This is a genomic window from bacterium (genome assembly GCA_020444065.1).
Lineage (GTDB): Bacteria > Sumerlaeota > Sumerlaeia > SLMS01 > JAHLLQ01 > JAHLLQ01.
Genome location: JAHLLQ010000005.1, coordinates 309,746 through 333,173, shown reverse-complemented (window position 1 = coordinate 333,173; position 23,428 = coordinate 309,746). Strand labels below are relative to the sequence as shown.

Below are 23,428 nucleotides of genomic sequence, written 5' to 3'. Positions count from 1 at the left end.
ATCGATCCCCCTCCATGGTCGACAGCGATCACCCGGCGACCATTCGGCGATTGGTATCCTTAACCTATTTGCACGATCGGAGAGAAGCAACCTGTTTCCTGGAAACAGGCCGGATGCCCCTCATTCCGTATCGGGCAAGATTGTCCACCCCGTGGCTCCAATACACCAGTTGTACAAGCTGTATCCGTCCGTTTCATCACAGACTCCGTCGAGATTCACATCGCCTCGTTCCGTGTCCGGCGGAGGCGTGATCGATCCCAGCGCCGCCCGGATGATGATGAGGGCGTCGACCATATTCGTAGCATTGTCTTCATCGACATCGCCCAGCGGCGGGCGATCGTTCGGATCTGTGGGAGACGTCTCCTTCCACTCCTCATACCAATCCGCGTATCCATCTCCATCCGAGTCGATCATCGGCCCGGGCGTTGGAGATGGGATCGGAGAGGGCGTCGGGGACGGCGTCGGCGTGGCACAGATACCAGTGCGGAAGGAGAAGACAGGACTCTCCGCAACCACAGCTCCCGAAGAAGCGACGGCCTCGACCGCCCAGTAGTAGACCTGCTCGTCTTTCAGATGCGAATAAGGTATCTGGGTTGTGCTTCCAGGCACGTCACCCAACAGAGTCAGTGGGGGGTTAATTGGGCTGAGGTAGATTTCGAACAGTTTGAAGTCGGGTCCGTGATAGTCCCAAATCAAATCCCCCTCGCAGGGGACGTCGGAACTACGATCCGGGGGATTGATGGCTTCAAAGAATTGGCATGTTTCCCCCGTGATGAAGACGTTGATCTTACTCTTCACCAGCTGCTCGCCAGCAATGTTCTCCTGGACGACGTACCAGTAGTACTCCGTGTGAGCCGCCAGATTCTCGACCAGATAGCTTCTCGCGTCCGGCTTGAGAGTTGAACTGGCAACCGTCGGCGGATAGACGTCCTCGAAGTAGACCCGCAAGTTGTGCACGGCTGGATGGAATTCGTTCACAACCCATTCCAGATTGGTCCAGCACTCGACGCCTTCCTCACGATCCTCGGGGGAAATCAGTTCAATCTCCGCGGGTGTCGGTGTTGGCGTTGGTGAGGGCGTCAGCGACGGCGTCGGCGATGGAGTTTCCGTTGGTGTGGGTGACGGCGTATCGGACGGCGTCGGCGTCGGAGTATCCGAAGGCGTTGGGGACGGAGTCGGGGTTGGCTCGATCCAATCCGTGCGCACATCGGGTTCGTTCTGCCCGTTGAAGGGAGCCCAATACCAGCGGCTGTGTACAAGGCCCAGAAGATTTCCCGGCTTGTACTCCGTGCGCACGCGCCAGTTGTAGAGAGTGTCTTCCGTCAAGAAGTCCATCGTCGCGGTGAGTGGAGAGCCAAACGTCGGCGCCAGCGCCCAGTAGTTTCCACTGTGAAGAGTCGTGCCCGGGAATACCGTGCCGTGTTCGTGGACTTCCCATTGCAGGCGCAGATAGGCTCGCCCCTGTGGGCTACGCCCGCGGAGGAATCCCTTGAACGCCGTCAGGTAATCGCTGCGATTCCAGACGCCGATGCGCTGGTTCGATCCGGTGATTCGCACATAGGGAGTCACGTAGCGACCACGCCCGCCATTTCCCATGTAGGCACGCACCTGACCATCGTTCGTTTCGACATCGTCATACTGTGGGGCGCCGACGGCGAAGTCGCTGAATCCATCGCCATCGAAATCTCCTCCGGCGACGGATGTCCCGTAATACGCCCCTCCCTGATCACCATTGCCGGTCCATACGTAGGTCGGATCGACTCCACCGGCGTTTCCGTAGAACAGGAAAGCGCGCCCTTCGTGCTCGTAGCCCGTCGCGCCACTGTAGTTGTCCGCACCGACAAGAACGTCGCTGAAGCCGTCGCCGTTCACGTCGCCCGCGCAGGCAACGGACTTGCCCATGCGGGATTCAAATTGCTCATTCCCGGACAGGACGATGTGGCTGCCGGTCACGAGGCCTCCAGCCGATCCCAGGTAAACAAGTCCGGCACCACATCCGTAAGAGCCATTGTTCCAAACCGTACATCCGGCAATGAGATCGGAGTAGCCATCGCCGTTCACATCGCCTGCCATAGACATGATATTGCCCAGGCTGTTCATGTCGCTGGTGGGCGTTGCTTCGGCATCTGGTGTGGATGACAGGCCGGTTGCCGAGCCGTGGAAGACCATGATCTTTCCGTACCGCGTGCCGTTGTCGAAGCCGGGGGCACCGACAACAACATCCGCATAACCATCGCCATTGATATCGCCTCCGCCGGTAACGCACTCTCCAACGTGATCGCCATTCTCACTTCCTGCGTAATACCAATCGGGAACATTCCCGTGACCGATAATCGGTCCGTAATAAACAATCGCCACACCTTGCCCGATTTCGGTTTCAGAGTAGCCTTCAACGCCGATGATGAGATCGACGTATCCATCGCCGTTGACGTCGCCGGCCGTCGAAACGGAACAGCCGACGTGTTGCCAAGTGTCGGAACCGGTCGCACTCCAAACTGGGGTCGAATTCCATCCGGTGGAAGTGCCAAGGTACAGATTCACGCGCCCGGCTTCTTGGCCGATGCCGGGGACATAGGCCTCAGGGATTCCGATCAGGAGATCGTCGTGTCCATCTCCGTCCACATCTCCTGCAGACGCCATCACGTTGCCGAGGCCGAGGCCCGTGCTGCCGCCATACAATGACTGAGAGGGCGTGTCGGAAACACCCAGCCAAGAGCCGAGGTAGAGGCTCACTCGTCCCTCGGTCGTGTACAGATTTGTGTATCGCGGCGAAGCAATCGCAAGGTCCTGATAGCCGTCGCCGTTCACGTCGCCGGCGCAGATGATCTTACGCCCTGTGCGAACATCTTCGACGTTCTGGCTGTGCAGCCAATCCGCCGTTTCATTCGGGAGATTCACCGCGCCATCGAACCAGAGCGCCCGTCCCGCATTGTTCGCCACGCTGGAGAATCCCGGTTCACCGACGAGAACTTCAGAGTAACCATCGCCGTTGGTGTCTCCCGCCGTAGAGACTGCGAACCCCAACTTCGAACCGGTCGCTTCTCCATCACAAGTCCAGGCCGGGGTGGTGTCGATTCCATCTCCTCGCCATCCCTGGTAGAAGTAAACTCGTCCGGTATTGGAACTCACTCCGGGTGCGCCCACAACAAGGTCCGCCAAGCCGTTGCTATCCGTGTCACCGGCGCAGGCCACGGAGGTACCGAACAGACCGTTCGACTCTGTGCCCTCGATCTGCCAGTCCGGGCCTCCCGAAGACAGGCCGGTACTTGAACCTTTCCACACATAGACGACACCGCCGAGTGTGGTCAGGTGTGTCCAATTGGGAGCGCCCACTGCAAGATCCGAATAGCCGTCCCCGTTCACATCGCCCGCCATCGCCACGCAGGTTCCGAACGCATCGCCGGTGTTCATTCCATCGTATACTACATCGGGGGTGGAACTGGGAGCGGGATCGCTTCCATAGAAAACCACAACGCGCCCCCGAGAGCCGTCGTATGCCGGCGCACCGGCTGCGAAGTCGAAAACCCCGTCGCCATTCACATCGCCGACAGGCGCCACGGATTTGCCGAGAGCCGCCGAGGCTTCGTCTGAGTAATACGTGAAGTCCGCAACCTGGTCCGGCGTGCCGGTCGTGCCGTAGTACGCCTGGATACGCCCCTCGTTGGCTTGCCCATCAGTGGCACCAGGGCTTCCAATAACGAAGTCGTCGATGCCGTCGCCATTGATGTCGCCGACGCCGGCGACGCTGGTGCCGAAGTGTTCGTTGGACGCGCTGCCGGCCTGCCACCAGCCAGGAGTCAGCGAAGGGCCACCGACGGCTCCGTAGTAGATCACTGCCAACCCATCGCCCGAATTCGCGATCGTGCGATCGGGACTACCAACAATCATATCGGCAATGCCGTCGTCGTTCACATCGCCTGCGGGGGCAACGCACCAGCCAAGATGCCCGCCCTGTACGGTCCCGGTGGCGATCCAGTCTGGGGTAGTCGAAGGCCCGGTCGGCCCGCCGTAGAAGAGGAAGACCGCGCCTTCCCCAAGAGTCGAAGCGGACGTCCAGTAGTACGGAGCGCCAACCGCGAAGTCCGGATAGCCGTCGGCATTGATGTCGCCGACCGTGCAGACGCTTGCGCCGGCCTGTCCTTGCAGCACGGTGCTGGCGACCGTCCAGTCAGGGGGTCGTGGATCCGCAGAAGCGCTGTTGATAACGAGAATCGAAAGTGCCAATAGGGCACAAGAGACATGACGAGACATCTCGACCTCCTCCAGGTCAAAAGACGATATAAAACGGCGCCCGTCGCCTGGCTCCCCTTCCCCCAGCGACGACAAGACGGAGTTTACTGTGTGTACGGGCGCTATACTGCCAATGAGGCGGCCGCGGGGTCAAGCGAAGCCAGGAACAATAAAGAACCGCCCGGGGGGAACCGGGCGGTCGGAATTCCTGCTGTTTGGGCGTGAGAGATCAGTAAGCCAGCGCGCTGTCGACCTTTGTCAGGAGGCCTTCGAGGCGCTTCACGGCGTCTTTCTGGCGCTGGAGATCGGCGGCGAGCTTCTCCGCTTCGTCCAGGCATTCGTTGGCGATGGACAGGTCGCAGGCGAATTGGAACGCGACCATGGTGGCGGCCTTCTGAGGCGTCGCAACGCGATCACCAAGGCGCTTCAGCCGTTCGTTGACCTGCTGGGCGGCCCGCTCGACGTGAGCGCGCTCATCCGGCTCGATTTCCATTTTGATCTGGTGTCCGCCGACGCTGACTTCGATTTGCTCACGCTGTTTCATGGGCCATCTCCACTTCGGCCAGGTGGGCCTCGGCGGCCTCGATGCGCTCGAGCAGCGAATTCAGCCGGTCGCGCATGCGCTGGTCGCGCTCACCGGCTTCGTCGACACGAGACTGGAGAGCTTCCATTTCCTGACGCAGGGTTTGGTTTTCTTCCTCCAGGCGCGAGAAGTCGCCGTTCTGGCCCTCGAGTTCGCCGACGCGGTGACGTGCCGTTTCCAACTCGTTGCGCATGCCGTCGAGCTGCTCCTGGATTTCATCGCGGTGACGAACGGTGCCGCTGTGCCACTCTTCCAGTTCTGCGATGCGGGCGCGGGCGGCTTCCAGTTCAGAGAGGGCCTCGTCGCGTTCGGTGGCCACTTCGCTCATGCGATTGTTGGCGCCTTCCAGTTGTCCCTGGATTTCGTCGCGATGACGGACGGTGCCGTTGTGCCACTCTTCCAACTCAGCCACGCGGGCCTGGGCGCTTTCCAACTCGCCCCGCAGATGATCGCGCTGGGCAATCGCGTCGTTGCGCTCGCTTTCGGCCTCGGAGAGCAGACTGTTGGTCGTCTCCAAGTCGCCGCGGATTGCTTCGAGTTCGGACTTGAGCGTTTCCAACTCGGCCGCAGCCGCGCGCAGGCCCTCGATCTGCTGGCGTTCTTCTTCGAACCCGGCGATCTGGCCCTTGGCCTCTTCCAACTCGGTCTTTATTTGATCGTGATCGGCCACGGTGATCCGCAGGCCGTCGTTTTCCGATTCCAACTGGGTCTTTGCGACCCGTGTGCTTTCCAACTCTTCAATCAGGCGCGTCACGCGCTCTTCCAACTGTTGAACAAGCTCAACCATCGAGTGCTGCCTCCACAGGGAATATCAGTTTGAACGGGAACAGGAGCTTAGTACCCTGACAGACCCCTATGGCGCAAGCCATAGGCCTACAGTGTCAACGGGAATGGCACTTCTGACGAAGTTTTGGGAGCGCAACAAGCGGCCCCGCTCGTTCCAACTGGAAGTATTCTACAAACTCCGCCGCTCGAGTAGCCGCGTCGGTTCGGCCCGGCACGCAGGCAGGGCGAAGAGGAGCGTCGGTACAAGGATCAGCCCCAGCGCCAGAATGAGGATCGCCGCGTAGGTTTCCACACCGAGGGCGAAGGGCTGGCCAGGGATGAAAGAGAGGTTGGCGAGGTACTCCCCCGCCGCCGATTGCAGCGCGGCCGCCACGCCCCAGGCCATTGCCCCACCGATCACAGCGGACAGAACGCCGAGGATCGCGCCCTCGGCCAGCACCAGCCCGAGCAATGACCACGGCCCGAGCCCTGTCGCGCGATGGAGGCCCCAGGCAGCTCGGCGCTCTCGCGTCGACATCGCGACCGTCGAGAAGATTCCAACGCTGGTCAGGGCCAGAATCACCGCAGCAACGGCGAAAAGAACGAGTTCCGCGGTTGTGATCATGCGCTGGAATCGCTGCAGGTCCTCCGCGGCCCAATCGACACGCAACCCCATTGCCATCAATCGATCGCGAACGGCCAGGGCATCCTCAGGCCGGCGCACGTCGACGTGCAAAATCGCGTAGCTGGCAGGCTGGCCGGGGTTGAACTCGGCATTCCAGCGCCTCACGACATCGATCGGCGCCACGAGGCCGACGAGCAGCGGGTTCTTGGTCAGCCCCACGATCTTCGCTCGAACGAACTTGGGCGACTCGCCCTTCGAGAAGCCGAGAGTCGATTCGCCGAGCATTAGCGTGAACTCGCGGTTCCGGGCGGCATTTGGACTGAGCTTCGGAAGTCCGACGCCTTCCGCCAGGCCCAGGTTGTAGAGGTCGAGGAAGTAGGCGGACACGGCCACAGGGACCGGGTCGCCACTCTCCGGATCCCAGGAGAAATCGGCATCGCGGGGCAGTTCATCCTGGATCAGCTCCGCCGGCACGCCGTGAAGCACCACGTCGCTGGCGTAGGACGCATCGAGCCGCCCGATGGTCATCTCCGCCATAATCGGGAACTGCGCGGGCATTTGGGGCGAGACGCGTTCGACCTCGGGGATCGCTTCGATCTGGGCGACGATTTCGTCGGTGATCTTGCCAAACTGGAGCTTCAGGATCGAAACGTCGACATCGGGTCGGCGCACGACCAGGCGCTCTTCGGGGAAAAGGCTCTCAATCTGGGGACGGACTTCGGAGCGCAGATAGAACAACGCCGCCAGTGCCAGGCCGCCGATCGCGCAACTGAGCGCTGCGCAGAGTACCAGCAGCACCGCTCGCCCGGGCTGGGCGGCGGTCTCGCGGCGGATGAGGTAAAGCCATGCGCGAAGGGACAAGGGCGCGGATTCCTGGGGAATGTGCCGGTGGACCGGCGCCTCCAGGCTTACTCGCGGCGCTGGGCGGCGTCCAGCGTGTTACGCAGCAACATCGCGATGGTCATTGGGCCGACGCCGCGGGGAACAGGCGTAATCTGAGAGGCCACCTCGCAGGCGGGCTCGAAATCGACATCGCCCACGATGCGGTAACCGCGCTCGCGCGAAGCGTCCGGCACGCGGTTGATTCCAACGTCGATCACGACGGCGCCGGGCTTGATCATGTCGGCCTTGATGGCTTGGGGACGCCCCATCGCGGCGATCAGAATGTCCGCCTGGCGTGTAACGGCGTCGAGATCCGGCGTGGCGCTGTGGCAAACGCAGACGGTCGCGTCTCCGCCGCGTCCCCGTAAGGTCAGCAGGTTCGCGATCGGTTTCCCGACGATATTGCTGCGGCCAACGACAACGGCGAACTTCCCACGGGTTTCGACGTCGGAGCGAATCAGCAACTCCTGAATACCCAGCGGTGTGCAAGGCACGAAGGCGCGTTCGCCGATCACAAGACGGCCGACATTGATCGGATGAAACCCGTCGACGTCCTTCTCCGGATCGATGGCGTTGATGATCAGGCTTTCGTCGATCTGTGGCGGGAGAGGCAGTTGAACAAGAATGCCGTCGATCTCGTCGCGTGAATTGAGTTCCTGGACAAGCGCCAGCAGTTCCGCCTGCGAGGTCTCGACGGGCAGGGCGTGAACCTCGGACAGAAAGCCGACCTCTTCGCAGGCCTTCCGTTTCATGCGGACGTAGGATTGAGAGGCGGGGTTCTCGCCGACGATGGCCACGGCCAGGCCCGGCGGACGTTGCCCAGCGGCGCGTCGCTCGGCCACGGCGTCGCGGATTTCAGCTCGAATGCCGGCGGCAATAGCGCGTCCGTCGATCAGCTTGGCGGTCATCCGGAATCCCCCCGGGTCAGCGATGTCCAGCGCCCCGAAGGTTGTCCGACGCAGACCGCGCGACGCCACGAGAATCTGAGCGCTCGGCCGTCATAGGGAATCCTTGGAATTGGTCGACCGTGTAGATTTCTCTGTTCACGCCGGCGGCGCAGCTCTCAGAGTCCAAAACGCGCCCGGCGCGACTTTCGCATCGGCAGGAGCCATGTCCCGCAAGCCCCGCAGAGCCTACACCACCGAAGAGACACTGCGTGCCTTGCTCGCGGCGGAAGACGGCGCGTGCCCGAAGCCATTTGGCTCGGTGTGGCCGATCGCGATGTGTTACGCGAATACGTACCATGTGGGAATGTCGTCGCTTGGCTTTCAGACGCTCGTGCGCCGATTGAACGCGCGGCCAGACGCAGCGGCAGAGCGCGTGTTCTGGAACGAGACGCATCCGGATCTGCTCGGCGCAGGCGGACGGCGACCGCACTTGAGTTCGGATGGCGACGCGGCGGGGAGTTGGCCAACGCATCCTCCTCTGAGCGTTGAGAACCAGCGTCCCCTGGGTGACTTCCCGGTCGTGGCCTTCTCCGTGGCGTTCGAGATGGATTACTTGCATGTGGTGGATATACTGGAGCGGTCGGGCCTTTCCCCGTGGGCGTCTCGGCGCGGACCGAAGGACCCATTGATCATCGTCGGAGGCGCGGCCGTGACGATGAACCGCCTTCCGCTGTACGACTTCGTCGACGTGATCGTCCATGGCGACGGCGAAGAGGCGATGGATGCGGTCGTGGAAGCGCTGAATGCGCACGGCTCGAAGAAGTCAGCGTTGCGAGATGCGCTGTCACGAATTCCGGGCTTCGAAGTCACAGAACCTTCCGATCGCTCCGAACTGTCTGCTCTGCCGAAGGCGACGCGCATCTCCCACGCCGATCGCCTGTTGGGATTCCCCACGCACTCGGGTATCCTGACACCGCACACGGAGTTCGCCAACCGCGCGCTGATCGAGATCAGTCGAGGCTGCCCCTACAAGTGTGAGTTCTGCATTCTTGGCTACATGCCGTACAAATACCACCATCGCTCCGCAGAAGAAATCGAGCGCCAGGCTCGCCTCTTCCAAGGTCGAACGGATCGCATCGGACTGGTCGCCTCGGCAGTCGGTGTGCACAAAGAGATCGAAGAGATTTGCGATCGACTTCTTCGGCTCGGGATGAACATCTCCTTCTCATCGTTACGCGTCGAAGATGTGAAGCCGCGCATGATCGATGCGTTGCTGCAGTCGGGACAGAACACGCTGACCATCGCGCCCGAAGCCGGCAACGAACGCCTGCGCATTCGCATGCGAAAGCGCCTGACCGATGAAAAGATTCGTCAGTTCACGCACGACACCGTCTCGCGCGGCATGCGAAACCTGAAGCTGTACTACATGATCGGACTGAACGGCGAGACGGACGACGACGTGCGCTCGATCGCGTCCTTCACACGGGAGCTTCACCATGTTCAAGTCGACGCGTCGCGCTCGCACGGTCGGCTCGGTCATCTCGCGCTAAATGTCGGCGTGTTCGTGCCAAAGCCCGGAACGCCACAACGCGCCGGTGGCTTTGTCGGCGTGCGCGAGGCGCGCCGGCGAATGAAGCTGCTGCAACGAGAGCTGAAATCGATTCCTAACCTGAAGGTACATTTCTCGAATCCGCACCTTGCAGCGGCGCAGGCCATCCTCTCCTGTGGCGATCGGCGTGCGTCGGAGTACCTGTATTGGGCCTGGCAGAACGCGCGCGGTAACTGGCCGATGGCGAATCGGGAGTTTGCCCATCTGCTCGAGGAAGTCTCCGGACCGACCAGCGTCGACAACTGGGGCAACATGTCAGCGAAAGAGCTGATCGGGCACGTGTTGTAGCGCCCTGCAGGCCTTCCTCTGTTCCAACCTCAGATTGACAGAACGCGCTCTCGCAGGCCAGTGATTGCGTAAGGTTGAACATTCGTTGGCTTCTTGGAGGGGACCATGAAACTGCGACTCGCAGTGCTCTCCCTGTTTATCCTGCCGATTCTCTGCGGTCAGACCTTCGCACAGAATCCAGGCGATGTCCTCTATTCGCTCTATCCGCCTAATACAGATAAGGCTCGCTGGACATTCGATGAGACGCTCGGGCGACACTACGTAGAGAAGCTTGGCGAGATTAACACCTACGATCGAGGTGGGAGTCATCTCTCCACGATCTCCTTCAGCTATCCCGTGGATTACTACGGGTTTCACAACGCCTTTGGATACACGACGCTTGGGGCTTGCTTTGTTGCGAATGACGACACATGGTACGTTCTCGATGAAGACCTCACGACCATGACCGTCTGGCAGCTCGGGACCACAACCGAGGGCGAGCCGGATATCACAAAGACCGATACGATCGACTTTAGTACGGTTCTATCTACCGGATGCGTAAACGCGATCGATCGCGCGAACGACGGGTCGTGGTGGGTCATCTGCGGAAGTTCGATATATAATCTGAGCCCCGATGCGACCGCCATTCGGCAGCAAGTGACACGTTCGCAGCTCTTCACGAACATCTTCGGTGTTCCCAGTCCGAATCGCTATGGACTCAGTCCCTACTTCCTAGCTGTCGATCGAGTCTCATCCGATCTGTACGTGATGATTATCGAGGATGGTTATGACTACGGGAAGTTCTATCGACTCGACGGGCAGACGTTTTACCAGAAAGGGCGATTCGATGGAGCATACATTGGCGGGGTTATCAGTTCCTGTCGTCTGATCGGAAGCCACGATGGGTTCATGTTTCTGAACGCCAAGGACGCGAACATCACGCAGCGTTCGCTTCAGGCTCAGACTCTGCCCGATGTCACATCGTTCGATTTGAATCAAGAAGGCGTTCTGTGGACATTCCCGGAGCATTCCGCATCATATCCCGTGAACTGGACGCTCGCGGCGTACGGCGGCGGGAGCGATATCGAGGCACTTCGCGTCTATGATGGAGTCTTCATCGGGCCTCGCACGTACGACGCTGGGACGGTCACGGGATATTTCAGGCGCGATGTCTTGGATGGCATTGAGAATCCCTACTCGCTGTTCACGCTTCAGAATACGAACAATCAGATCAGCACGCCCATCCAGATGGCGATCCCACTGCGAACCTACCCGGGCACGATCCCGTTCTACTCGCTCGATCCAAGCTATGGCCCGTTCGGCGATCAGTTCATCGATAAGGTCGTGAAGTGGGGTTACTCCGGCGTCGCACCACGAACGCCCATCAACGCGTGGGTGGAGTTCATCGACGGCATTCCGTGGGTCGGCGGAAAGCGCTACGGCATCAAAGAAGTTCAGGCGTCGGCAAAGGCGGAAATCGCCAGTGTTGGCGACGGAAACATCTCCGTTGCCGGCGGTGGTGAATTCCTTGTCGGTTCGGGCGTGCTGCGCACAGAGCTCGGTGGTGGCGTGATCAATCAGCTCACTCCGGAAGGACTCGACTTCACCGGCGGATTGGTCACCGTGAAACTGGCGGGAACCGTGAAGGAAGAAGCCAAGATGTCCGTCGTGTTTCCGCAGCTTGCACCGTTGAAGCAATGGCCCTTCATCGGCAGCGCCGTCGCCTGGTTGGATCAACGTGCGAAATTGATCGCGGCGATTACGCTCGGCATCGATGCGGAATCGCAGATCAAGGTCAACGAGAACAGCGATCTCTCGTTCGATGGCAAGATCACCGGCTACATCGCCCTGACGATCACGGCGGTTGTCGATGTGCTCGGCGACTACATGGAGGCCACTGCGTTCGGTGAAGGGAAGGGTAGCGTCACACTCGTGCCGGACGAGACTTCTGGCCTGCGAATGGGTTCCATCGGAGCAAGTCTGCTGATCGGTGCCAAGCTGCGTATCTACAACATCATCCGCGAGTTCCAGACAGGGTACACGTTTACGAGCACCTATCCCGCTCGCAGTGGAGTCCCGCCATCGAAACCAACGATCGTCTCCGACAGTGGCTGGCAGTACACGTACGCGGAACCAGGGGGGCGCGCCGTCAAAACGTTGGAAGAGCGCCCGCACATCATCACTCGAAACCCATTCCACGAGTTTGAACGCCAACGTCGCGCGCGCGGAGTGCCAAACGATCCCACAGACTTCGACACAGAAGCTGACGTGATCGGCGGCTTGCCAGATGGCACACGCCCGGTCATCGGGCGTTCGACAGATGGCTTTCGATACATGGTCTTGTGGGAGCAGCCGATCGAAGGCAGGCCCGCAACGCAGGCAACCGATATCTGGTACAGCTACTTTGATGGAATGAGTTTCAGCGATCCGGCTCCGGTTTGCGCAGACGCCAAGATGGATTTCAAACCGGATGTCGGCTATTATAAGATCTCCAGCATCGAGCCGATTCACGAGCGATTCGTTGCGATGTGGGAACGCGTGGCGATTGAAGATTTGCAGCCGAGCGGAGACCCTCAAGCCGACAACGAGACCATGATGCAGAACCTGATTCCGGCTTACGCGACGTTCAATCCTGAGACACGTACATGGACCGAGGTGCGGGAAATCCCGATCACGGGTAAGACGGCTTTCAACGTACAGTCCGCCGATGCGCGATTCGGTCAGGCCTGGATGCTGTGGCTGGAGTCGGAGAACGGCAACTACTTGCCGTGGGACTTGTCGGCGGATCCAATTAGTAGCGGGCGCTTGGGCGGAATTACGCTGCACATGCTCGAAATGGGCTATGACTTCGAGTTCGGAAACCACCGGCGCTTGGGCGACGAAGATCCAGAAGCGGGCGTTCCGGACGATATTCTGGAGTACGCCGCCGCGCTTTACGGCAATACGATCGAAATCGTCATCACGCGCATGGAGGATGTCACAAGCGTCGATCCGTTAGAGGGAGATATTCGCGCAGAGAAGTGGCGCCACTCGGTCTATGTGGGGCCAATATACAATACGCTGTATCGTGAATTCCGTCAGCCCGAACCCACGATGACGTTCCATCCGATGATGCACGCCTATCTGGCGGGAATTGCGATCGGTTGGGTGGAAATGGAGGATTACAAAGACACCGGGATCATGGCGCCCGCCGTGCACGTTGGTGACCTGGATCAAGGACAGAAGTTTTTCCCCGAGGGCCAACCGGCGCCGCATGATCCAGGCGATGAGAACTACTCACGAGGCGCGAGCCTGGAGGGTCTGGACATGGTTAACCTGGCCGGCATAGGATTTGGATTCATAGGCCCGGGACACGAAGTCGACGGCGGGCCCGCGCTGGAGATCATGGGTTTGGAGCGCGCGCCGGGACCGCTGAGTCCAGATCGTTCCTTTGAGAAGAATTTCGTCGCGCTCCCGGACGCGAACGACAGTCTCCTCGTCGGATTCTGGAAGGCCGATTTGACGTCGACTCCGACGACTGCGGAGATCGACGGCGTCACAACAGGTGTGATTGAACGCGACCTGGCCGAGTATGGCACCTTCTCGATGCTAAGTCACGAATCCGTGCGCGACCTGGCGGTCGGCAAGACAGGATTGCAGGGCGGCATCCCGGAACCGGGCAACGAAGTCACGGTCTTTGCCGAAGTGAAGAACATCGGCGATCTGAGCGCCTGGTACTTCCACTACTCGCTCTACGCGATGCCTCCCGATGCACGCGAACTGATCCCAATCGTCGAGAATGAACGCACGAATACAGGTCTCTCCGGAAACAGCAGCATGACGATCACAGCGCGCTGGGTCATCCCGGACGACCAGGACTACTCCATCGTCGCCGTCATCGATCCGGACAACCTGATCGACGAGTACAGCGAAGACAATAACATGACAACCGAGTTCACTCCCATGGCGCCACCGGACGCCGTGATCAGTGTCATTCTGGGTCGGACAACCGACCCGCAAGGGCTGGATTTCAACAACGACAACCTGATCGATCCAGCCGATATAGTCACCCGGGAACTGCTGAAGTGAGCCGTGTCACCGGGTCAGGCTGACCCGATTGGCCGCCCAGGATGCCAGTTTTGATGCCCTTTGGGTCATATCACTAGATTGGCATTGTACTGAGGCCCAGGGCTTCCGCTAAAGAGGCCCCTAGAGGGTTCATTATTTTGAACGGCCGGAATGACTCTCGCTTGACAGTGTTGAACCCCCAGGGATAGCGCGTGGCCTGGATGCAGGACCTCTTCCGGCCCCACTCCCATTGCGATCCCGTTCCAAAGGAAGATGAAACTATGTTATCTGCTACGCAAATCAGAGGATGCTACCCCGCCATCATTACGCCGATGATCGAAGAAAGCGGTCGTGTCGTCGTCGACGTTGATAAGTACCACGAGCTGATTGCCCACTTCATCGATGCCGGCGTGACCGGTATCGTGATCGCCGGCACCACCGGGCAGAGCGCCACGCTCACCCACAACGAACAGATTGAACTGGTCAGCGAAGGCGCCCTGTACGCCCGCGGATATGCGGCCGGCAAGGGCCGCGAGGTCCAGATCATCGCCTCCGCCGGCTCCAACGCGACGCACGAAGCCGTCGAGATGAGCCGCGCGATCCTGGCCGAAGGCCGAGTGGACGCGCTGCTTCACGTGAGCGGCTATTACAACAACCCGCCCCAGGAAGGCCTGCTGCGTCACTTCCGTATCATGGCCGATCTGGCCGGGGAAAACGATGCATCGATCATTCTCTACAATGTCCCGAGCCGGACGAAGTCGAACATCGAGGCTGACACGACGATCGAGCTTGCACAGCACCCGGCCATCGTCGCGATCAAGGAAGCCAGTGGCGACCTGAACCAGGTCGGTCGGATTCTGGATGAAACCGATCGCGAGAACTTCACCGTCGTCAGCGGCGAAGACCACATGGTGTACGACATCATGAAGCTTGGCGGAACCGGAGTCATCTCCGCCAGCGCCAACGTCTGGCCGCAAGAGTTCCAGGTACTGACCGAACTGTGCGCCGCCGGCGAGTGGGAGAAGGCCGAGGAACTGCAGAAGGCCCTTCAGCCCTGCGTCGACGCGTGCTTCTGCGTGAAGAATCCGATCGCGCTGCACCACATGCTGGACAGCGAAGTCCGCCTGCCGCTCGTCAAGGTCGGCGACCTGCGCGAGCCCGGGCGCTCCAAGGCCATCGCGACCATCGACAAGGCCCTGGCTATTACCGAGTTCCCGCACGTTGGCAAGCACGTCGGCCCTCTGGCGTAGGCTCGTCGCACCAGGTTCCAATCGAATATCCACCCGCCCCTCATCGCAGGGGCGGGTTTCCTTTTCTGACTCAAGCAGTCCTGCATCTTCAGCGGCACTTGACGCGCCGTCTGTTTTCGTGCGCACTGGCGGTAACATCCTTCCCCGGAAAGGGGGCCTGTCATGAGCGCTTACCTGCTGCAACGCGTTAGCACGAACGTTCATCGCCGCCTGATGGAAGACGACGAATTCGACGAGACAATGCTGCCCCCAATCGAATGGGAGAACGCCGAATCCGGCGAAGGTAATGCGCTCGACCTCGGCGAATGGAACGAGGCGCTGCATTTTCTGCTGAGCGATACAGTCGGCGAGGACCAGCCGATCCTGGATTTCCTTCTCGTCGGGTACCTCGATGATGAAGACTTGGCCGGCGAAGATGAGGAGGCCCTCACCGAGTGGTTCGAGGAATTGGCCGCTTGCCCGATCGTTTCGACGCTGGGCGCAGTGGAAGTCGAACGGATCCATCATGCACTGGAGAAGGTCGCTCCGGAGATCATCCAGGAACGATACGATCCGGCTGAACTGGAGGAATCCGGCGTGCCGCCCGGCGGATGGGGAGAAGATTCAAGCGAGGATCTGGCGATCCTGCTGGATTGCTTTCTCGCGCTGAAGAAGTTCCTGAACATGGCCGTCGAATCGAAAGCGGCCTTGCTCGGCATGCTGTTCCTTGAAGACTGACCTGTGTATCTGAACGCCCATTGCCATCTGGAACTGAGCCACCTGCGCGGTGTCATCCCACCGGGATTGCCGTTCGCGGAGTGGCTGGAGCGCATCTTCATCGAGAAGCGCGATCGTCCCGTGGAGGACGCCGTCTCTGCGATGGGCAAAGAAATCGAGGAGATGCGCGCCAATCGCATCGTCGAAGTCTGGGACATCGATCGCAGTGGATTGGCAGAGGCCGCCTGGGAAGGTTCCGGCCTGGATGCGGTGGTTTTTCGCGAGGTGATCAATACCCAGCCGGAGACGGCGGAACAATCACTGGTCAGCCGACTGGCGCCCGCCACGCGGGCCGGCGTGCAGGTCGGGCTCTCGCCGCACGCACCGTACTCGACGACGCCCGAGCTTCTGCGTGCCTGCGCCCGCGAGGCGAAGGCTCGGAATCTCCGTCTCTGCATCCATGCGGCCGAGACGCCCGAGGAAACAGAGATGATGGTCCACGGGAAGGGGGCGATGTTGGAGTTCCTTGCAGATCGCCATCTCCTGCCGGAAGACTGGCGCCCGCCCGGCCTACGGCCGGTCCCCCACCTGGAATCCTGCGGCGTCCTGGGGCCGGGCACACTGCTGGCCCATCTGAACGACATCGATGACGAAGATCTGGCGATTCTGCGCCGAACGGGAACCAGCGCCGTCGTATGCCCGGGCACTCACGTCTACTTCGAGCGCGGGGCGTTTCCACTGGAACGGCTCCTGGCGGCAGACATCCCGACGTATCTGGGCACAGACAGCCTTGCCAGCAACGAGTCTCTCGATATGGAGAGGGAGATTGCGCTGGCCTGTGAACTGGCGCCGAACCTGTCGCGAGACGCCGTGGCGGCGCTGGCTATCAAATAACTCCCATCCTCTCAACGTTTTGGAATTGCCTGCCAGCAACGAGGGCCATACGCTGCTCTGATCGACTGGCGCTGACGAGCCACCCGCGCTGTGGCGTAAAATATGCGTTTCCCCCGCCCTGGGGGAGACCCTTGAGCACGAATTAGAGGAGAACGACGCGAAAAATGTCCGTAAAAACCACGGAAACCGGCGAAAAGCCAATTCAATCCATCCAGCGAGCGACCGTGCGTTTCGCCGGCGATTCCGGCGATGGCATGCAGCTTTCCGGCATGCAATTTACGAATACGTCGGCCGTTTACGGCAACGACGTCAGCACGCTGCCGGACTTCCCGGCCGAAATCCGGGCCCCAGCCGGCACCGTTTATGGCGTCTCCGGCTTCCAGCTTCACTTCAGTTCTGAGGACATCCACACGCCGGGCGACCAGGTCGATACCCTGGTTGCCATGAACCCGGCGGCGCTGAAGGTGAATCTGCGCGATCTGAAGCCCGGCGGGATTATCGTGGCGAACGAGGACGGCTTCACAACGCAGAATCTGAAGCTTGCCGGCTTTGAAGAGAGCCCCCTGGATGACGGTTCCCTGGATGGCTATCGCGTTTTCCAAGTGCCGATGACCAACGCGACCACTCACGCCGTGGAAGAACTCGGCGTGACCGGCCGCGATGCGCATCGCTGCAAGAATTTCTTCGCCCTCGGCCTCGTGTGCTGGCTCTATAGCCGGCCGCTCGATCCGGTCGTCGAGTTCATCCACTCGAAGTTCAAGTCGAACGAGCAGATGCGTGAGGCGAACCTGAAGGTTCTCCACTCGGGCTACTACTTCGGCGAAACCGCCGAGATGTTCCAGAACAACTTCCAGGTCAAACCGGCCACGCTGCCGAAGGGCCTCTACCGCCAGGTTCGCGGCAACGAAGCCCTGGCCCTCGGCCTGCTGACGGCGGGGCACCTGGCGAAGAAAGAGCTCTTCTACGGCGGCTATCCGATTACTCCCGCCAGCGATATTCTGCACGAGTTGGCGCGACACAAAGAGTTCGGCGTTCGCACCGTGCAGGCAGAAGACGAAATCGCGGGCATCTGCACGACGATCGGCGCGGCCTTCGGCGGTTCGCTCGGCGTGACGGCGTCGTCCGGCCCCGGCATTGCCCTAAAGGGCGAAGCCCTCGGCCTCGCAACGATCCTCGAGTTACCGCTGATCGTCGTGAACGTTCAGCGCGGCGGCCCGTCGACGGGTCTCCCGACAAAGACTGAGCAATCCGACCTGATGCAGGCCATGTACGGCCGCAACGGCGATTGCCCGATGCCGGTGCTTGCACCGCGGTCGCCAAGCGATTGCTTCGATATCGCGATCCAAGCCGTGCGCATTGCGCTGAAGTACATGACTCCGGTCATGATCCTCAGCGATGGCTATATCGCCAACAGTGCGGAGCCCTGGCTGGTTCCGAGTGTCGATGACCTGGAAGAGATTCCCGTCCATCACCTCGAAGAAACCAACGGCCCAGACGGCGAGCTGTTACCCTACAAGCGCGACGAAGATTACTCGCGCCCGTGGGTGCTGCCCGGCACGCCTGGCCTGATGCACCGCGTTGGTGGACTGGAGAAGGCCGATGGCACGGGCAACGTCTCCTACGATCCGGATAACCACCAGCGCATGACGGATTACCGTCACGCGAAGGTCGAGAAGGTCGTCGACGTTGTTCCCGACCAGATCGTGTACGGCGATCCGGATGCAGATGTTCTGTTGATTGGTTGGGGCGGTACGTATGGTGCGATTCGCGAAGCGACCGCCGAGCTGATCGAGCGCGGCCATCCCGTTGCGAACATTCACCTGCGCTATCTGAATCCATTCCCGAAAAACTTGCCAGAGATTCTGAAGAAGTACAAACACGTACTGGTTGCGGAACTGAACAAGGGCCAGTTGCGCGAAATTCTTCGCGCCCGGTTCCTGGTCGATGCGCGCGGCTTGAACAAGGTTCAGGGTCGCCCCTTCATGGTCAGTGAAATCGTGACCGCTGTCGAGATGTTGATGAACGAGGAGGCGAAGTAATGACGACCGCCGTTGAAACCCCGAAATACAGCTTCAAAGACTTCGCCAGCGATCAGGATGTGCGTTGGTGCCCCGGTTGCGGGGATTACTCGATTCTGGCCGCGGTCAAGAAGACGCTCGCACAGTTCGACGTTCCGCCCGAGAAGTACGCGTTCATCTCCGGCATCGGTTGCTCGAGTCGTTTCCCGTACTACATGAATACGTACGGCATTCACAGCATCCACGGCCGCGCGATGTCGATCGCGACCGGTCTGAAGGTCGCACGGCCCGACTTGAACGTCTGGGTTATCACCGGCGACGGTGACGGCCTTTCGATCGGCGGCAACCACACAATCCATACACTGCGCCGCAATGTTGATTTGAAAATCCTGCTCTTCAACAACCAGATCTATGGTCTGACGAAGGGTCAGTACTCCCCCACTTCGCCGTTCGGCAAGAAGACAAAGTCCACGCCGATGGGGTCGCTCGATTGGCCGGTGCTGCCGCTCGCGATTGCGCTCGCTTCCGAAGCGACCTTCGTTGCGCGCGCTGTCGACACGCATCCGAAGCACCTGATTGAAGTGCTGACGCGCGCACACCAACACAAGGGCGCCGCGTTCGTGGAGATCTACCAGAACTGTAACATCTTCAACGACGGCGCGTTCAGCTATGCCCAGGACCGCAAGATTCGCGCGGACCACATCGTGGAACTGCGCGACGGCGAACCGATGGTCTTTGGCAAGGAAGACGACAAGGGCCTCGCGCATGTTGAAGGCCAGGTGCGCGTCGTGACACTCGGCCAGGGCGGATTCACGAAGAACGATCTTCTGGTCCACGACGAGAAAGCCCCGATGTCTGAGCACTTCAAACTCGCGCGCCTGCGCCAGCCGGACTTCCCCGAACCGATCGGTGTTATCCGCGCCGTCGAGCGGCCGACCTACAACGATCTCGTCAACGATCAGATCGCCGAGATCACGGAACGCAAAGGCCCGGGCAAGTTGCAGGAGCTAATCCAAGGCCACGCAACGTGGCAGGTTGCCGGCGAAGATCTGGACTGACCTCGCAATCGAACAAAAGAGTAATAAAGAGCTGCGCCCGGGAGTGAAAACTCCCGGGCGCGCGTCTGTGGAGGCCAAATGGCCTCGGGGGCGATACGCCCCTATTGGGCTCTGTGGCCCGAACGAGCTGGCTCCTCGGAGGGGCCGCTCAGGTTGTCTTCAATAGAACGCATCGATGCCGATTTGACAAGCTGAATCGCCCCTCGGCCCCGTGTTGTCTGCACAATTCGACGAAACGAGAAAACCCCTCGCAGGCAGCGAGGGGTTTTCTTCGTGAAAGGTTTATGGTGGGCCATCCAGGACTCGAACCTGGAACCAATGGATTAAGAGTCCACTGCTCTGCCAAATTGAGCTAATGACCCACAAAATTCCGAAAGAGTGGCACGCCCGGAGGGATTTGAACCCCCGACACCTGGAACCGGAATCCAGTGCTCTATCCGGGCTGAGCTACGGGCGCGTCGTATCCTCCAAGCGGGGGCTGGCGATGGGGCGGATGAGGGGACTCGAACCCCCGGCCCCCAGATCCACAATCTGGTGCTCTAACCGCCTGAGCTACATCCGCCATCGTGCCGGACCGCCCGGCGCGGAATTCCTCCCGCGCCATCGGAGTCGTTTGGGTAGGGCCAAGGTGGGGGGCCCGTCAAGTGCAAATGGCCCACAGCCGGTTTTTTTATGCCACCGTCCGCCGCGGAATCGCGTTGCGGCGTAGAACCGGTGTCGCTAGAAGAGAGTATCATTTCGGAGGCATGTTCGGGGATGTTCCTGGCGATCGGTCCGGCAAGGGGCTTTGTGCGAGCGCTCTGGCTGTGTGCGGCCTGGGGTCTGCTCTCCGCGGGCGTGGCTAGCGCCGACGTCATGACGTTGACGGATGGCCGGCAATTCGACTCGGTCTGGGTGGATTCCTTCACGAACGTCAACGGCCGCGGGCACTTCATGGTGCGCACGATTGCCGATGGCATGGCGTCGGCCGAGCCGAACCTTGTGGAAGCCGATCGCGTGGCCTCGGTTCATTTCCGCCAGCCGGCAGCCAGCGGCCAGCCCGCGGGCGGGCGCCGCGGCATCCTGTTCATGACAAGCGGCGAGGAGTTGCCTCTCGTCTGGGTCGAACAATTCCAGCGCGACGGGGCCGCCGCGAGTTTTCGCGTGCGCCAGACCGCCGTCGATGCGGGTTCGTCGGCGCTGCCGCTTGCCGTCGCAAACGTGGCGCGCGTTTATCTCGGTCCGCCGGATACGATTCCGCTCTCCGACGGCAGTCAGCCGATTGGCCTGTTCAGCAACCTGCAACCTCGTCGCCAGCGCCCCGTCGCGCCGACGCCCGTCGTCGCGCAGCCCATCTACGATGATGGCTACGGCGATGTGAATGTCGAGTTCGACGCGTACGATGATTCGTACGTCGAAGAAGATTACAGCGATGATTATGAAGAGTACGAAGACGACTTTCAGTGGACCGAAGCGGACGCGGAACGTTGGCGCGGCGGCAGCCTGAACACCGAGGGCATGTCGGACATCGAAGTCATCATGGCGATGGACAAGCGCGCCGAGCTTGAGCGCCGCAACGCGAAGAGAAACGGCGGCGGAGGTTACGACTACAGCGCGTTCTCCTCCGGCTCGGATGAGGACTTCGATGCGGGTCCGCTTGGTCTTTCAATGTTCGGCCTGGCGTTGGGACTCGTCTCGATTGTGATCTCGATGGCGGCGACAATGATCTGCGGAGGCGTCATGCTGTTCATGTCCGCCCGCGCCGAGAAGATCAACGACTTCCCGCTCTGGAAAGCCGTCATCACCGCCGGCATGCTGGCGATCATCCCGCTGATCGTCTTCCTGCTCTGTCTGCGATTCATTCCATGGTTCGGCCTGTGGCTCGGCCTTGTCGGAGCCTACTTCACGGCGCGCGCCATCCTGATGGGAATGATGGAAGTACTGGAGGAGAAGGCGACCTCCACGCTGATCGGATTCTTCCTGATCCAGTTCGCGGTCCTGGTCCTCGCGGCGAAGCTGCTGTAGCTGCGGTCACACGCCTCTTGCCGACTACGGCAGGGATGCAACGAACTCGCCGACCATTTTGATGTTTGCCTTTTCGTGCTTCCAGGACTCGCCATCGTGATCGAGCCAGAACGGGTAGGACGTCACAACGACCACCATCTGTTGGTCTTCGACCAAGACGACAAGTTGTCCGCCGTGGCCCCACGCGAAGTTCACGGGGCGGCCTCCGACGTTGGCGGACCACCATTGGTAGCCGTAGCCAATGTCGCGGAATTCGCCGACGCTTTTGACGAAGGCTTCGTTCACTGAGTAGGTCTTGAGTGAGTCCTCCACCCATTCGGCGGGGACGATCTGCTCGCCGTTCCACTTACCGTCATTCAAATACAGGAGGCCGAACTTCGCCGCGTCGCGTGCGGTCAGGTGAAGGTCGCCGCAGCCGTTGTAGTTCCCGTCGGCGTCCTGGCCCCATTCGCCGGGTTCAATGCCCAGCGGTTCGAAGAGGTTTTCGGTCGCGAAGGTCATCCGATCCTTGCCGGATGATCGATCCACGATAATCCCCAACCAGTTGGAGCTTAGGTTGCTGTACTGGAACCTGGTTCCGGGTTCGGCGGTCAGCGGAAAGCCCTCGATCAGCGGCGGGTAGTGCCCGGACAGGAGTCCCGCCCACAGGCCCTCGTCGGATTCTTCCCGCGGGAATCCGGAACGCATTTCCAGAAGCTGGCGGATCGTGATCTCTTTCTTCCTTGGGTCGGTGATCTTGTCTGCAACCTCCGGGTAGAACTCCAGGATCCGTTGATCGACGCTTTCCAGATATCCCTGCTTCAGGGCGATCCCGACGAGCGCAGACGTGAAGCTCTTCGTCACGGACTGGAGACGGGCTTTTTGATCGATCGAGCCGTCGTTGAAGTAGCGCTCGGCCACAAGATGGCCATCTTTGATGACCAACACGCTCCGGATTTTCGGGCGCTTCGACGCGTTGTAGTAGAGATCGGCAACGAGCATCGGATCGAGGTCGTGCTCGACGGGCGTAGCCACCTTCCAATCGCTTCGCTCCGCGGGGGCATACTCGATTCCGCTCAACTCTTTGGTCGATGGACCGCATCCAATCGCGATCGCCATCAAGAGCAAGAGTGTCAGGAATCCGAAGATGGAACGGTGGGACATGGACATTCTCGCTCTCCCCTGCGCACGAAACATGGTCACGCGATCGCCAGAAGCGAGTAGCAACTTGACGAAGGTGTGTACTCAATCACCCGGACGGCATCCCGGATTGTCAAGGAAGACGGGCTGGCGCACACGTCGGTCCTCAGTCCGGGATCCACATTGTCAGAACCAATAGAACTCCTCGCCCAGGAGTCCGGCTTCGCCGACGGCGTGTGCCAGTTGCGCGCATTGGTCGCGATGGTCGTGGTACTTGTAGCGCGGGGCAGTGCGTTGGCGCAACCTCCTCCCCCACGGAAGTCCGAAAGGGCCCGCGGAGGCGCCTTTCTAGCGAATCCAGGGGTGGCTGGACCGATCCAGCCGGTCATGGGCACCGATTTTGCCTAAGCCACTAATTGTAGCCAGGGTTACGATCTTTACTCTTGACTACGGTGCCCCTAACGCGTTGGCGTGGTCTCGGAAGAACGACGGGA

General features: G+C 60.6%; 14 protein-coding genes and 3 tRNA genes. 8 read left to right on the top strand and 9 right to left on the bottom strand.

Translation table 11 applies throughout. From position 1 onward, the window contains the following. Positions 1-120 precede the first annotated feature (120 nt). From KQI84_14155 to folD, 5 genes are all read right to left on the bottom strand, one after another. Positions 121-4,251 carry an FG-GAP repeat protein gene (locus KQI84_14155; GenBank protein ID MCB2156017.1) on the bottom strand — a complete coding sequence of 1,377 codons (4,131 nt, stop codon included), beginning with the start codon at positions 4,249-4,251 and terminating at the stop codon, positions 121-123. Positions 4,252-4,459: 208 nt separating this feature from the next. Further along, the gene (locus tag KQI84_14150; GenBank protein ID MCB2156016.1) at positions 4,460-4,774 is read right to left on the bottom strand and encodes a cell division protein ZapA; all 315 of its coding nucleotides are present in this window, start codon (positions 4,772-4,774) and stop codon (positions 4,460-4,462) included. Beyond that, positions 4,761-5,600 carry a hypothetical protein gene (locus KQI84_14145; GenBank protein MCB2156015.1) on the bottom strand — a complete coding sequence of 280 codons (840 nt, stop codon included), beginning with the start codon at positions 5,598-5,600 and terminating at the stop codon, positions 4,761-4,763. The genes KQI84_14150 and KQI84_14145 overlap by 14 nt, the downstream gene beginning before the upstream one ends. A gap of 168 nt (positions 5,601-5,768) precedes the next feature. After that, the gene (locus KQI84_14140; protein MCB2156014.1) at positions 5,769-7,064 is read right to left on the bottom strand and encodes an FtsX-like permease family protein; all 1,296 of its coding nucleotides are present in this window, start codon (positions 7,062-7,064) and stop codon (positions 5,769-5,771) included. A gap of 47 nt (positions 7,065-7,111) precedes the next feature. Next, complete coding sequence (gene folD / locus KQI84_14135) at positions 7,112-7,993, bottom strand: bifunctional methylenetetrahydrofolate dehydrogenase/methenyltetrahydrofolate cyclohydrolase FolD (protein MCB2156013.1); 882 nt, start codon at positions 7,991-7,993, stop codon at positions 7,112-7,114. Between the two features lie 202 nt (positions 7,994-8,195). On the opposite strand from folD, the gene KQI84_14130 reads away from it, so the two are divergent. From KQI84_14130 to KQI84_14100, 7 genes are all read left to right on the top strand, one after another. Continuing rightward, a complete protein-coding gene (locus KQI84_14130; protein ID MCB2156012.1) occupies positions 8,196-9,869 on the top strand; it encodes a B12-binding domain-containing radical SAM protein in 1,674 nt (557 codons plus the stop codon). Between the two features lie 105 nt (positions 9,870-9,974). Next, positions 9,975-13,916: a hypothetical protein gene (locus tag KQI84_14125; GenBank protein ID MCB2156011.1), complete on the top strand. Its 3,942-nt coding sequence runs from the start codon at positions 9,975-9,977 to the stop codon at positions 13,914-13,916. Between the two features lie 260 nt (positions 13,917-14,176). Continuing rightward, positions 14,177-15,145 carry a 4-hydroxy-tetrahydrodipicolinate synthase gene (gene dapA / locus KQI84_14120; GenBank protein ID MCB2156010.1) on the top strand — a complete coding sequence of 323 codons (969 nt, stop codon included), beginning with the start codon at positions 14,177-14,179 and terminating at the stop codon, positions 15,143-15,145. A 162-nt stretch (positions 15,146-15,307) separates the two neighbouring features. Further along, entirely contained in the window at positions 15,308-15,862 is a 555-nt protein-coding gene (locus KQI84_14115) for a YfbM family protein (protein MCB2156009.1), read from the top strand. 3 nt (positions 15,863-15,865) lie between these two features. Then, positions 15,866-16,735: an amidohydrolase family protein gene (locus KQI84_14110; GenBank protein MCB2156008.1), complete on the top strand. Its 870-nt coding sequence runs from the start codon at positions 15,866-15,868 to the stop codon at positions 16,733-16,735. A gap of 164 nt (positions 16,736-16,899) precedes the next feature. Further along, positions 16,900-18,774, top strand: coding sequence for a 2-oxoacid:acceptor oxidoreductase subunit alpha (locus KQI84_14105; GenBank protein MCB2156007.1), 1,875 nt, complete (start codon positions 16,900-16,902; stop codon positions 18,772-18,774). After that, complete coding sequence (locus KQI84_14100; protein ID MCB2156006.1) at positions 18,774-19,811, top strand: 2-oxoacid:ferredoxin oxidoreductase subunit beta; 1,038 nt, start codon at positions 18,774-18,776, stop codon at positions 19,809-19,811. The genes KQI84_14105 and KQI84_14100 overlap by 1 nt, the downstream gene beginning before the upstream one ends. Before the next feature lie 285 nt (positions 19,812-20,096). Here the strand turns inward: KQI84_14100 and KQI84_14095 are convergent. The 3 genes from KQI84_14095 to KQI84_14085 all read right to left on the bottom strand — a co-directional run bounded on the left by KQI84_14095 (position 20,097) and on the right by KQI84_14085 (position 20,373). After that, positions 20,097-20,173 (bottom strand) — tRNA-Lys (locus tag KQI84_14095). 17 nt (positions 20,174-20,190) lie between these two features. Beyond that, positions 20,191-20,268: transfer RNA gene (locus tag KQI84_14090), tRNA-Arg, on the bottom strand. A gap of 28 nt (positions 20,269-20,296) precedes the next feature. After that, positions 20,297-20,373 (bottom strand) — tRNA-His (locus KQI84_14085). A gap of 194 nt (positions 20,374-20,567) precedes the next feature. On the opposite strand from KQI84_14085, the gene KQI84_14080 reads away from it, so the two are divergent. Next, on the top strand, positions 20,568-21,815 hold the full coding sequence (locus KQI84_14080) for a hypothetical protein (GenBank protein MCB2156005.1): 1,248 nt from the start codon (positions 20,568-20,570) through the stop codon (positions 21,813-21,815). 24 nt (positions 21,816-21,839) lie between these two features. Here KQI84_14080 and KQI84_14075 read toward each other — a convergent pair whose 3' ends face one another. Beyond that, positions 21,840-22,958, bottom strand: coding sequence for a beta-lactamase family protein (locus tag KQI84_14075; GenBank protein ID MCB2156004.1), 1,119 nt, complete (start codon positions 22,956-22,958; stop codon positions 21,840-21,842). Positions 22,959-23,428: the final 470 nt, after the last annotated feature.

Excerpts from the sequence above, each read along its gene's own strand:
- KQI84_14155 (MCB2156017.1), bottom strand. The coding sequence starts at position 4,251 with ATGTCTCGTCATGTCTCTTGTGCCCTATTGGCACTTTCGATTCTCGTT.
- KQI84_14150 (MCB2156016.1), bottom strand. The coding sequence starts at position 4,774 with ATGAAACAGCGTGAGCAAATCGAAGTCAGCGTCGGCGGACACCAGATC.
- KQI84_14145 (MCB2156015.1), bottom strand. The coding sequence starts at position 5,600 with ATGGTTGAGCTTGTTCAACAGTTGGAAGAGCGCGTGACGCGCCTGATT.
- folD (MCB2156013.1), bottom strand. The coding sequence starts at position 7,993 with ATGACCGCCAAGCTGATCGACGGACGCGCTATTGCCGCCGGCATTCGA.
- KQI84_14130 (MCB2156012.1), top strand. The coding sequence starts at position 8,196 with ATGTCCCGCAAGCCCCGCAGAGCCTACACCACCGAAGAGACACTGCGT.
- KQI84_14125 (MCB2156011.1), top strand. The coding sequence starts at position 9,975 with ATGAAACTGCGACTCGCAGTGCTCTCCCTGTTTATCCTGCCGATTCTC.
- dapA (MCB2156010.1), top strand. The coding sequence starts at position 14,177 with ATGTTATCTGCTACGCAAATCAGAGGATGCTACCCCGCCATCATTACG.
- KQI84_14115 (MCB2156009.1), top strand. The coding sequence starts at position 15,308 with ATGAGCGCTTACCTGCTGCAACGCGTTAGCACGAACGTTCATCGCCGC.
- KQI84_14105 (MCB2156007.1), top strand. The coding sequence starts at position 16,900 with ATGTCCGTAAAAACCACGGAAACCGGCGAAAAGCCAATTCAATCCATC.
- KQI84_14100 (MCB2156006.1), top strand. The coding sequence starts at position 18,774 with ATGACGACCGCCGTTGAAACCCCGAAATACAGCTTCAAAGACTTCGCC.
- KQI84_14080 (MCB2156005.1), top strand. The coding sequence starts at position 20,568 with ATGTTCCTGGCGATCGGTCCGGCAAGGGGCTTTGTGCGAGCGCTCTGG.
- KQI84_14075 (MCB2156004.1), bottom strand. The coding sequence starts at position 22,958 with ATGTCCCACCGTTCCATCTTCGGATTCCTGACACTCTTGCTCTTGATG.